9 protein-coding genes and 1 tRNA gene are annotated in these 11,494 nt (G+C 63.0%); 3 read left to right on the top strand and 7 right to left on the bottom strand.

From position 1 onward, the window contains the following. Positions 1 to 145 precede the first annotated feature (145 nt). The gene (locus AC3WN7_RS10810; protein WP_015095071.1) at positions 146 to 391 is read left to right on the top strand and encodes a type II toxin-antitoxin system ParD family antitoxin; all 246 of its coding nucleotides are present in this window, start codon (positions 146 to 148) and stop codon (positions 389 to 391) included. After that, positions 384 to 674, top strand: coding sequence for a type II toxin-antitoxin system RelE/ParE family toxin (locus AC3WN7_RS10815; RefSeq protein ID WP_007980938.1), 291 nt, complete (start codon positions 384 to 386; stop codon positions 672 to 674). Before AC3WN7_RS10810 ends, AC3WN7_RS10815 begins: the two co-directional genes overlap by 8 nt. A gap of 105 nt (positions 675 to 779) precedes the next feature. Here AC3WN7_RS10815 and AC3WN7_RS10820 read toward each other — a convergent pair. The 7 genes from AC3WN7_RS10820 to fdnG all read right to left on the bottom strand — a co-directional run bounded on the left by AC3WN7_RS10820 (position 780) and on the right by fdnG (position 9,874). Continuing rightward, positions 780 to 875: transfer RNA gene (locus tag AC3WN7_RS10820), tRNA-Sec, on the bottom strand. A gap of 19 nt (positions 876 to 894) precedes the next feature. Then, the gene (gene selB, locus AC3WN7_RS10825; protein ID WP_102675728.1) at positions 895 to 2,802 is read right to left on the bottom strand and encodes a selenocysteine-specific translation elongation factor; all 1,908 of its coding nucleotides are present in this window, start codon (positions 2,800 to 2,802) and stop codon (positions 895 to 897) included. Beyond that, positions 2,799 to 4,229: an L-seryl-tRNA(Sec) selenium transferase gene (gene selA, locus AC3WN7_RS10830; RefSeq protein WP_102675729.1), complete on the bottom strand. Its 1,431-nt coding sequence runs from the start codon at positions 4,227 to 4,229 to the stop codon at positions 2,799 to 2,801. The genes selB and selA overlap by 4 nt, the downstream gene beginning before the upstream one ends. Before the next feature lie 51 nt (positions 4,230 to 4,280). Continuing rightward, positions 4,281 to 5,207, bottom strand: coding sequence for a formate dehydrogenase accessory protein FdhE (gene fdhE / locus AC3WN7_RS10835; RefSeq protein WP_102675730.1), 927 nt, complete (start codon positions 5,205 to 5,207; stop codon positions 4,281 to 4,283). A 3-nt stretch (positions 5,208 to 5,210) separates the two neighbouring features. Further along, positions 5,211 to 5,876, bottom strand: coding sequence for a formate dehydrogenase subunit gamma (locus AC3WN7_RS10840; protein WP_102675731.1), 666 nt, complete (start codon positions 5,874 to 5,876; stop codon positions 5,211 to 5,213). Next, a complete protein-coding gene (fdxH, locus tag AC3WN7_RS10845) occupies positions 5,873 to 6,808 on the bottom strand; it encodes a formate dehydrogenase subunit beta (protein WP_102675732.1) in 936 nt (311 codons plus the stop codon). The genes AC3WN7_RS10840 and fdxH overlap by 4 nt, the downstream gene beginning before the upstream one ends. Continuing rightward, entirely contained in the window at positions 6,809 to 9,874 is a 3,066-nt protein-coding gene (gene fdnG / locus AC3WN7_RS10850) for a formate dehydrogenase-N subunit alpha (protein WP_141249782.1), read from the bottom strand. It abuts the gene before it with no gap. Positions 9,875 to 10,230: 356 nt separating this feature from the next. Here fdnG and AC3WN7_RS10855 point away from each other — a divergent pair, with 356 nt between their 5' ends. Further along, on the top strand, positions 10,231 to 11,385 hold the full coding sequence (locus tag AC3WN7_RS10855; RefSeq protein ID WP_102675733.1) for a MalY/PatB family protein: 1,155 nt from the start codon (positions 10,231 to 10,233) through the stop codon (positions 11,383 to 11,385). Positions 11,386 to 11,494: the final 109 nt, after the last annotated feature.

Consider the following 11,494-nt stretch of genomic DNA (forward strand, 5'->3'; position numbering starts at 1 on the left):
TCGAGAGCGCCGCGCTTACCCAGAAAACAAGCGTTATCGTTAACGACCATCGCGAGCAAGCTCGCTCCTACAGTAGACCTGCTCGATACCGCACCAATAGTATGATAAATTTCACACAGTCGACCATCTCGTGGAGGGCCCGATCATGGGAACCGTACGAAAAACCATCACCGTGACTGACCAGCAAGACAACTGGATCAAAGCGCAGATAGAAGCGGGCCATTACACCAACGACAGCGAATATATTCGCGATCTGATCCGTCGTGAACAGGAGCGCAGCGCTGAACTCGAAACGATTCGTGCCGCCCTTCGGGAAGGTGAATCCAGCGGAAAACCCCGCCCATTCGATCCAGTTGCATTCAAACAGAGAATGTTAGCCGCGCATGGCTGAATATCGTCTAACGCCTGCCGCAGAGGGCGACCTTGAGGCAATCTGGAGTTATACCGCTCGCCAGTGGGGCCTGGACCAGGCCAATCGCTACATTGACATCCTTACCTCAGCATTTGCGCAATTGGCCGAGCACCCAAAAAAAGCGCCGGCCTGCGACACTATCCGTCCTGGCTACCGGCGCTGCAGTGTAGAGCGGCACATGATCTATTTTCGAATCACGGCGTACGGAATTGCGATCATCAGGGTCCTTCATGATCGGATGGAAGCGCAGCGCAATCTCTAACTCTCCATTTCGCACCCCATGTAAGAACTGGACGAATGTATTGCTTCGACCAACCGCCATCGCGAGCAAGCTCACTCCTACAGAGTCAGCAAGCCTGGGGTTGTTTGGCGGAAGGCAGCCGGAGTCGAACCTGCCCGGGAACGGATGCCGTCCCCAACCGGGTTTGAAGCCCGGCCGCGCCACCGGGCGCGATTGCCTTCCTTGAAATCCTGCCCCTGAATCAGGGCTCATTGCGCTGGGCCAACGCATTGTCCGGGCGAACCAGGCGACGATCGCCAAATCGCCGGGTCAGGCCGATGCGGTCGAAGTATTCCAGTATCTGGATACTGCGCTTGCGCCCCAGGCCCACCGCATCACGAAACGCCGCCACCTGAATCACCGGGTTGGCGTCCGCCAGTTGCAACAGCATAGCCGCCAATCGGCGAATCATGCTGTCGGTGTAAAACAGGTCGCGCACCACTTGATGCATCAGGCCCAGGCGCGCCATTTTGCGCAGCAGCCCGCGCACGGCCGCTTCCTCATGCCCCAGGTCGCGCACCCACGGCGGGTCGAATGCGGACTGTTCGAACAGCGGTTGCAACTGCAACCACAGGGCTTCGTCCTCTTCGCTCAAGCGCACCTGGTGCCCGGGCAGATGCAACCACGGGCCACTGCTGGCGATGTCGCCGCTGGCCAGCAACTCATCGAGCAGGCTGATGAATGTCCCGCGCCCTTGAGTGCCGCCGGCAAATCGGCGCAAGCGATCGCGGTCCGGCCCCATCTGGTCCGGTTCCAGTTGATGAAAGCGTGCGAGGTGCTCCAGCACGGCGGCCTTCAAGGCCTGCCAGCGGCTGGCACTGAACAGCAACGCGCCCTGGCGGGTGTCGATCAAGCGCACGTCAGCGGGCAACACCCAACGGCTGCGCGGTCGGTTGAACTGCCGCTCCAGTCGCTGCGGATCGAGCCCGGTGTCGCTGTGGGCCAACAATGCCGGTAAAACATCCTCCAGCTTCGTGCTGCTCGCCAGTGCCACCAGCTGCGCCAAGCGTTCGGGGCTGCGCCGTTGCCGGGTGGGTGCAAACGGATCGAGTACCCGACCGCCACCCAAGGTACGTTGGGCACTCTGGTCGCGCAGGATCAGCCGATCGCCTTTCACCGCGTGCACCGGCGCATTGAGCAGCAGTTGGGCAAACATCCGCCCACCGGGCGCCAGGCTGGCGCCTTCAAGCAAGGCGACTCTGCCGGTGACGTCCTGGGTGCCGAGGTGCACGTGCACTGGTTGAAAGTGTTCGAAGGCCCGGGATTCGCCGGCAAGCAACTGCATGTCGATGTCCAGGCGTTGGGTGGGCGCGTACAAGCCGTCGGCGAGCAACCAGTGACCGCGGTGGATGTGCTCCAGCGCCAGCCGTTCGGCACTCAGGTTCAGCGCCACGCGCTGGCCGGCACAGGCGTGTTCGGCGGCCTGGTTTTGTGCGTGCAGGCCGCGAATGCGCACCGGTTTGCCTTGTGGCCCCAACAGCAAGGTATCGCCCACCGCGACCTGGCCGGACAGCGCCATGCCGGTCACCACGATACCGGCCCCGGCCACGCTGAAGGCCCGGTCGATCGCCAGGCGAAAACCACCTTCGGTGTTGCGTTGCGACACTTCACGCTGGGCATCGAGCAACGCCTTGCGCAAGGTTTCGATGCCCTCGCCGGTCACGCTCGACAGTGCAATCAGCGGTGCATCGGCATAGGGTCCGGGCGCCAGCAAGGTACGGATCTGCTCACGCACGTCCTGCACCCTGGCGCTGTCGACCCGATCGCACTTGCTGATCGCCACCAGCGCCCGCGGGATGCCGAGCAACTCGACAATCGCCAGGTGCTCGCGGGTCTGCGGCATCACCCCGTCATCGGCGGCCACCACCAGCAACACCAGATCGATGCCCTGTGCCCCGGCCAGCATGTTGTGGGTGAAGCGCTCATGGCCGGGAACGTCGATGAAACCGGTCAGTGGCGCCTCCGGCTCCAGCGCGGCATACAGGTAGCCGAGGTCGATGGTCATGCCGCGCTCACGCTCTTCCCGGCGCCGGTCGCCCGCCTGCCCCGTCAGCGCCTGGAGCAGCGCCGTCTTGCCATGGTCGATGTGTCCTGCGGTGCCGACAATCACCCTGCCCGGCCCTCCATGTGCAATTGATCGAGCTGCGTCAGCCAGGCCGGTTCGTCGTCCAGTTGCCGCAGGTCCAGCCACAGGGCGTCATCGTCAATGCGCCCGAGCACTGCAATCGGCAAGGCGCGAAAGGCCTCCTCCAGATTCAGCAAGGATCGCCCGCGCAAACGCTTCGACGTGAGTGGGCGAATACACAGCGCCGCGCTGGCCAGCCGCGCCACCGGTTGGCTGCCGCTGCCGATCATGCCCAGTGACGGCATGGCACTGACGCTCCAGCCGTCGCCCAGCACGTGGGCCAGCGCCGGTTGCAAGCGCTCAGCCTGGGCGATGATATCGGCCTGTGGTCGGGTCAACAGGCGCAGGCTTGGCAGACGCTCGGCCAGTCGGTCCGGGTTTCGGTATAGACCCAGCACCGCTTCCAGGGCGGCCAAGGTCATTTTGTCGACCCGCAGCGCACGCTTGAGCGGGTTTTTCTTGATCCTGGCGATCAGGTCCTTGCGGCCGACAATCAGCCCGGCTTGCGGGCCGCCGAGCAGTTTGTCGCCACTGAAGGTGACAATGTCCGCGCCATCCAGCAGCGCCTGACGCACCGTCGGCTCGGCGGGCAGCCCCCAGCGGGTCAAGTCCAGCAGGCTGCCGCTGCCGAGGTCCTCGAGCAGTGGCAAGCCGTGCCGGTGGGCCAGTTGCGCCAGTTCAGCGGTCGGCACGCTGGTGGTGAAGCCTTGAATGCTGTAGTTGCTCGCGTGCACCCGCATGATCAAACCGCTGCGCGGGCCGATGGCGGCCTCGTAGTCGCGGGCATGGGTGCGGTTGGTGGTGCCCACCTCGACCAGCTTCACCCCGGCGCGGGCCATGATGTCGGGAATGCGGAAGGCGCCGCCGATTTCAATCAGTTCGCCCCGGGAAATAATCCCTTCCTTGCGTGCCCCCAGGCTGTTGAGGGTCAGCAGCACCGCGGCGGCATTGTTGTTGACCACGGTCACCGCTTCGGCGCCGGTCAGTTCGCGGATCAAGCCTTCGATCAGGTCGTCGCGATCGCCGCGCTTGCCGCTGCGCAGGTCGAACTCAAGGTTGAGCGGATAACGCGCGGCCATTTGCACCGCCTCGATCGCCTCTTCGGGCAACAACGCCCGCCCGAGGTTGGTGTGCAGCACCGTGCCGGTGAGGTTGAACACCCGCCGCACATGGCTGCGATGTTGGATCGCCAATCGCTCACCGACCCGGCCTGCCAACACCTCGGCGCTGACTTCTTCAGGTTCGAGCAAACCCTGCCGTGCCCCTTCGCGCAACTCATCCAGCAACAGCCGCAAGGCACCCAGCAAGGCGTCGCGTCCATGGCGCTCGGCCAGCGGCCGGCACGCCGGGTGACGCAACAGACTGTCGATGGAAGGTAGACGCAGGGGTTGGCTGGCACCGCGTGCAGACATCTGGCACTCCTGAAAACGAATGACCCTCGCGCCAGAGTGTAGACGCTGCGTTTATTCGTCTCCCGGCGCCAGCAGCAGATTCGGCGCCAGGCGCTGATAACCGTCCTGGGCCAGGCGCATGTCGAGCATCAGGCTGGACAGGTCGGCCGATAACGCTTCGGCATCCGCATCGTTTTCCAGGTAGAGCAACTTCAGATAGCTGTTGCAACCGGGACAGACTTCGGCGCGCAACGGCGCCTGGTTGGCGGCATGGCGATCATCTTCAAGGCTGAGGTACTCCAGGCCCTTGCTCTGCTCGCAATACACGCACTTGACCCGCACCACGTGCCACTCGCAGGCGCACAGCGAACAGACCAGATAACGCAAGCCGTTGTGCTTGCCGCGATGGCGGATGACCCCTGCCATGGCCGGCGAGCCGCAGGCCGGGCACTGGCTGAGGCTGTCGCCGGGGGTCAGTGCCAGGTTCGGCGTACTCAACAGCCAGTGGCTCCAGGCGGTTTGCAGCGCCGCACCGAGAAACGGCACCAGCGCCGCCGGTACCAGCGAATACTGACCGCTGAGCAGTGCCACCGCCCAGGCGCGGCGTTGCCCGGCACCGGCCAGGCGCAAGGTGTCCACGGCATCGGCCACGGCGGATTGTGGCGGTGCGCCATAGCGTTGCAACAACGCATCGAGGTAAAGCTGCCAGTCGTCTTCGCGCGCCAGGCTGTCGGCCGCAAAGGGCGGCAAGCCGTGCTGCTGGCACAATTCGATGCGTTGCCGGTCCAGAGGCTCGCCAAGCGGCGGATCGTCCAGCACCTGTTGCTGGACCCGGCACAACCCGGCAATCAGGCGCAGGTAATCGGCCAGCGGGTGCCCTTCGGCCAGGGTTTCCAGACGCTGGGCGCGCAGGCTGAACAGGTTGGGCGGTGGCAGGTACAGAAACGGCGGCGAACTGGCCGCCGCTTCGATTTCTCCAGGTTCGAGGATGGTTGGCAAAGGTCAGCCCTTTTTGGTGATCGGTCGCGTAGGCGCTTCGTCGCGGGTCTCATCTTGAATCACTTGGCGATACCAGAGTTCGTGGTGCTTCCTGGCCCAGGCGCGGCTGACCCGGCCGTGCACCATGGCGCTGACCGAGCCCTTGATCCAGATGCCGGCGTAGATGTGCACGATGATGCTCAGGATCAGCACGAAACCGGCCAGCGCATGCAGCAACATCGCCCAGCGTATCGCGGTGATGCCGAAATACTCACTGAAATAGGCACGCCAGATCACCAGCCCGCTGAACAACAGCACCAGCATGCACAGCAGTAAAGTCCAGAACAGCAGCTTCTGCCCGGGGTTGTATTTGCCGATGGGCGGGACACCCTCCTCTTCATTTTTCATCACCCGGTCGATGCGCCTGAGCCACAGGCGATCGTTGGCGATGAAGTAGTTGGCACGCCAGAAGCGAAACACCAGGCCAAGGAACAACAGGAACATCAGCACTCCCATGAACGGGTGCAGGATGCGTGTCCATGGCCCGCCGCCGAACAGGTTGCTCAGCCAGAACAATGCCGGGTGGAACAGTGCCAGACCGGACAGCCCCGCCATGAGGAACAGAATCGCCACCAGCCAGTGATTGGTGCGCTGGTTGCTGGTGTAGCGCAGGATCGTCTTGTCGCTCATGGCCTGCCCTCCCCACGGGGATCGAAGGTATGCACCGACGGATCGACTTCGTGCACGGCGTTGTCCGGCGGCTCGGGATGTTCATCCTCTTCGACGATTTGCGGGCCGACCCGCACGTAGTGGAAGAACCCGGCCAGCACCGCCGCGCCCATGGCCAGCAGCGCCAGGGGTTTGCTGATGCCTTTCCACAGCCCTACCAACGGGCTGATCGCCGGGTGATCGGGCAAGCCGGCGTACAACCTTGGCGTATCGGCATGGTGCAGCACGTACATCACGTGGGTGCCGCCGACGCCTTCGGGGTCGTACAGGCCGGCGTTTTCAAAGCCGCGGCTTTTCAGATCGACGATGCGTTCGGCTGCGTGCTCCTTCATGTCGTCCTTGGAACCGAACACGATGGCGCCCGTCGGGCAGGTTTTCACACAGGCCGGTTCCAGTCCGACCGCCACCCGGTCCGAGCACAGGGTGCACTTGTAGGCCTTGTGATCCTTTTGCGAGATCCGTGGAATGTTGAACGGACACCCGGTGATGCAGTAGCCACAACCGATGCAGTGGTCCTGATCGAAATCGACGATGCCGTTGGCGTGCTTGATGATCGCCCCGGGGCTGGGGCATGCCGCCAGGCAACCGGGCTCGGCGCAGTGCATGCAGCCGTCCTTGCGGATCAGCCATTCCAGGTTGCCGGCGTCGGTCTCGTGCTCGGTGAAGCGCATCAGCGTCCAGGTTTGTGCAGTGAGGTCCTGCGGGTTGTCATAGGTGCCGTGGTTGTGGCCGACCTCATCGCGCAGCTCGTTCCATTCCGAGCAGGCAACCTGGCAGGCCTTGCAGCCAATGCATTTGGTGGTATCGATCAGCTTGGCGACTTCCTCCATGCCGCGCACCGAGGGCGCGGGTGTAGTGGTGGCCGAGCGGGCAATGATGTCTTGGCTGGCCATTTAGACTTTCTCCACGTTGACCAGGAATGACTTGGATTCCGGGGTCTGTGTGTTGCCGTCGCCGAGGAACGGCACCAGGGTGTTGGTCAGGTAACCGTGCCGCGTGAGCCCGGTGAAGCCCCAGTGCAGCGGAATGCCGATCTGGTGCACCACCTGATTGTTGACCTGCAGCGGACGAATCCGCTTGGTCACCACCGCCACCGCTTCGATGAAGCCACGCTTGCTGCTGACCCGTACCTTATCGCCTGCGACTATGCCTTTTTCCTTGGCCAGCACTTCACCGATCTCGACGAACTGCTCCGGTTGGGTAATCGCGTTGAGCTTGCAATGCTTGCTCCAGAAGTGGAAATGCTCGGTCAGCCGGTAACTGGTGGCGGCGTACGGGTAATCCTTGGCCACGCCGAGGGAGTCCCACACCGAATCGAAGATCCGCGCTGCCGGGTTGCTGGTGGCTTTCTTGTTTTGCGGGTGCAGCGGGTTGATGCCGATCGGGGTCTCGAACGGCTCGTAGTGCTCGGGAAACGGACCCTCGTTCATCTTGTCGACGGCGAAGAATCGCGCCACGCCTTCGGGGTTCATGATGAACGGATTCATCCCCGCTTCCGGCGGCACGTCGGCCTTGTAGTCCGGCACATCAGTGCCGGCCCAGGCTTTGCCGTTCCACCACACCAGGCGTTTTTTCGGATCCCACGGCTTGCCTTGCAGGTCCGCCGAGGCGCGGTTGTAGAGAATCCGCCGGTTGGCCGGCCAGGCCCAGGCCCAGCCTTGATGCTGGTGCATGCCATACGGATCGTTATTGTCGCGGCGGGCCATCTGGTTGCCCAGTTCGGTCCAGCTGCCACAGAAAATCCAGCAACCGGAGGCCGTACTGCCGTCATCCTTGAGCTGGCCGAAACCGGCCAGTTGCGCGTTGGCCTTGATCGCCGCGCCGGTGGCGTCGGTGAAGTCGGTCGTCGCCGAGCCGTTGATTTCCTTGGCCAGCTCCTCCGGCGAAGGTTCGTCGGCGATCTTGTACGGCCACGTCAACTTGAGCAGCGGGTCGGGATACGCGCCGCCATTGGCCTGATAACGCTGGCGCAGACGCAGGAACAATTCGCTCATGATCCGCACGTCGGTGCGTGCTTCGCCAGGGCCGTCGGCGCCTTTCCAGTGCCATTGCAGCCAGCGGCTGCTGTTGACCAGCGAACCGTCTTCCTCGGCAAAACAGGTGGTGGGCAGGCGGATCACTTCGGTCTGGATGTCGGCGCTGTTCACGTCGTTGTACGGCCCGACCTTTTGCCAGAACTCGGAAGTCTCAGTGGCCAGTGGGTCCATCACCACCAGCCATTTCAACTTGGCCAGAGCCGCCATCACGCGGTTTTTATCGGGGAGCGCGGCGATAGGGTTGAAGCCTTGGCACATGTAGCCGTTTACCTTGCCTTGCCCCATCAGGTCGAACACCTTGAGGATGTCGTATTGGGGGATGTCCAGTTTCGGCAAGTACTCGTAAGCCCAGTTGTTCTCGGCGGTGGCGTTGGCGCCGTACCAGGACTTCATCAGGCTGACGTGGAACTTGCTGTAGTTCTGCCAGTAGGACAGTTGCCCCGGCCGCAACGGCTTCTGGGTGCGCTTGACGATGTAGGCGTTGTAATCCTGTTCGGCATCACCAGGTAGCGTGAGGTAGCCCGGCAGTGAGTTGGACAACAGCCCCAGGTCGGTCAGCCCCTGGATGTTGGAGTGCCCGCGCAAGGCGTTCACGCCGCCGCCCGGCATGCCGACGTTGCCCAGCAGCAGTTGCACCATCGCCGCGCTGCGGATCATCTGCGCGCCAACCGAGTGCTGGGTCCAGCCCAGCGCATAGAGGATGGTCATGGTCTTGCCCGGTTGCGAGCAAGTGGCGATTTCCTCCCAGATTTTCTGCATGGCATCGACCGGCATGCCGCAGATCTGGCTCGCCAGTTCCTTGGTGTAACGGCTGTAATGCTGCTTCATCAACTGATAGACGCAGCGCGGGTCCTGCAGGGTCGGGTCGACCTTGGCAAAACCGTCTTCACCGAGCTCATAGCCCCAACCGGACTTGTCGGTGTAGAGACGCTTGGCCGCGTCGTAGCCGCTGAAAATCCCGTCCTCGAAGCCATAGCCGGCTTTGACGATGAACGACACGTCGGTGTAGTTGCGCACGTATTCGTGCTGGATCTTGTCCTCGGTCAGCAGGTAGTTGATCAGCCCGCCCATGAAGGCGATGTCGGTGCCGGTACGGATCGGCGCGTAATAGTCGGCCACCGAGGCGGTGCGGGTAAAACGCGGATCGACCACGATCAGCCGCGCCTTGTTGTGCGCCTTGGCTTCGGTCACCCATTTGAAGCCGCACGGGTGCGCTTCTGCTGCGTTGCCGCCCATCACCAGAACCAGATTCGCGTTGGCGATATCGGTCCAGGTATTGGTCATGGCACCACGGCCGTACGTCGGGGCAAGACTTGCCACCGTCGGGCCGTGTCAGACACGCGCCTGGTTATCGAACCCCAGCATGCCGAGGCTGCGCACCACCTTGTGGGTGATGTAGCCCGCTTCATTGGACGCCGCCGATGCCGCAAGGAAACCGGTGGTCAGCCAGCGGTTCACCGTTTGACCCTGCTCGTTCTTCTCGATGAAGTTGGCGTCGCGGTCGGCCTTCATCAGGTCGGCGACGCGATCGAGGGCTTCATCCCAGGAGATGCGCGTCCACTCGGTGCTGCCGGGCTTGCGCACCTGCGGGTATTGCAGGCGGCCGGGACTGTGAATGAAATCCAGCAGGCCCGCGCCTTTGGGGCACAGGGTGCCGCGGTTGACCGGGTGGTCGGCGTCACCTTCGATGTGGATGATGTTTTGCGCGACATTCTTTGCCGCATCGCCCTGGCTGTACATGATCAAGCCGCAACCGACCGAGCAATACGGGCAGGTGTTGCGGGTTTCATGGGTGTGGGCGAGCTTGAAATGACGCACCTGTTCGGCAAAGGCAAGCGTCGGGGCCATGCCCAACGCACCCAGGCTAGAGCCTGCAAGGCCGATACCGGCGACCTTGAAGAACTGACGACGGCTGAGATCCATCGTGCACTCCTGATCAGGTGGAACCCGGTACATGGCCGGGCTTTTTCGAACAACCACGGTAGCGGCAGTCTGGCTGCCGACAGTTGAACTTTAGTCAATGCTGTCGAATCTGCGATGAAACCCGACCGTCGGGCGTTAGTCGGCGCTCCCGGCTATTGGCACAAAACCTGTGGGAGCGGGCTTGCCCGCGAAGGCGTAGTGTCAACCAACACTCATGCTGGATCTGCCGGCCCCTTCGCGGGCAAGCCCGCTCCCACAGGGGGTGTGGTGTCAGTCATCGCGAGCAAGCTCGCTCCTGCAGGGCATTGGCGCTTATCATGGCGGGCATGATTAACCGGCCTTTACGAGATTTGCGCATGACTTTCGATTTTGATCAGGTGTTCGACCGCCACAATACCGGCAGTACCAAGTGGAGCCGCTACCCGGCGGACGTGTTGCCGATGTGGGTCGCCGACATGGATTTCGCCGCGCCGCCGGTGATCATCCAGGCCCTGCAAAAACGACTGGAACACCCGATGGTCGGTTACAGCGTGGCCCAGAATGACCTGCGCGAGGCTATCGTGGCCGACCTCTGGAACAAATACGCCTGGCGTGTCGAGCCCCAGGAGCTGATTTTCCTGCCGGGCGTCGAGTCGGGCTTCAACATGGCGTTGAAGGCCCTGGTGCAGGCGCCACAGAACGTCGTTGTGCAGGTGCCGAACTACCCGCCGCTGCGCCACGCCCCCGGACATTGGGGCCTGAACAAGGTCGAACTGAATTTCGATGCGCAAGCCGATGGCACCTACAGCACGCCGCTGGAGACCCTGAGCCAGTCGCTGCAAGGCGGCGGCGCCCTGCTGCTGAGCAACCCGCATAACCCGCTGGGCAAAGCCTTCCCCCGCGCCGAGCTGCAAGCCATTGCCGACATTTGCCTCGAGCATGATGCCTGGATCATTTCCGACGAGATCCACGCCGAGTTGTGCTTCGACGGCCGCCAGCACATTCCGATGGCCACGCTGAGCCCGCAAGTCGCCCAGCGCACCATCACGCTGATGTCGGCGAGCAAGGCCTACAACATCGCCGGCCTGAAGACCTCGTTCATGATCATCCAGGACCGCCACCTGCGCGAGAAGGTCAACCACGCCCGTTGCGGCATGGTCGACAGCGTCAACCCGCTGGGCATGGAAGCCACCCGGGTCGCCTACAGCGAAGCTGCGCCATGGCTGGCCGAACTGAAGGTCTACCTGCAAGGCAACCGCGATTTCCTCGCCGAAGCGGTACGCACCCGCCTGCCGGGCATCACCATGAACCTGCCGCAAAGCACCTACCTGGCGTGGCTTGACTGCACGGCACTGGGGCTGGACGACCCGCAGCAGTTTTTCCTGGAACAGGCCAGGGTCGGCTTGAGCGCCGGCCTGGACTTCGGCGATGACTGCAAGCAGTTCGTACGCCTGAATTTCGGCTGCCCACGCTCGCTGCTCGAAGAAGGCATCGCGCGGATGGAGCTCAGCTTGCGCCATCTCAAGGCCTGACCTCCCCCTCAACAACACCCCGGATCCGTGTAGGAGCGAGCTCGCTCGCGATGAACGCCAGCGCAACGCGTTTATTCAGACAGAACGCGTTATCGTTTACGTCCATCGC

The organism is Pseudomonas sp. FW305-70 (assembly GCF_058783925.1).

What these genes read in the sequence shown, in the direction of transcription:
- AC3WN7_RS10810 (WP_015095071.1), top strand. Translation starts at nt 146, where the DNA reads ATGGGAACCGTACGAAAAACCATCACCGTGACTGACCAGCAAGACAAC.
- selA (WP_102675729.1), bottom strand. Translation starts at nt 4,229, where the DNA reads ATGTCTGCACGCGGTGCCAGCCAACCCCTGCGTCTACCTTCCATCGAC.
- AC3WN7_RS10815 (WP_007980938.1), top strand. Translation starts at nt 384, where the DNA reads ATGGCTGAATATCGTCTAACGCCTGCCGCAGAGGGCGACCTTGAGGCA.
- AC3WN7_RS10840 (WP_102675731.1), bottom strand. Translation starts at nt 5,876, where the DNA reads ATGAGCGACAAGACGATCCTGCGCTACACCAGCAACCAGCGCACCAAT.
- fdxH (WP_102675732.1), bottom strand. Translation starts at nt 6,808, where the DNA reads ATGGCCAGCCAAGACATCATTGCCCGCTCGGCCACCACTACACCCGCG.
- AC3WN7_RS10855 (WP_102675733.1), top strand. Translation starts at nt 10,231, where the DNA reads ATGACTTTCGATTTTGATCAGGTGTTCGACCGCCACAATACCGGCAGT.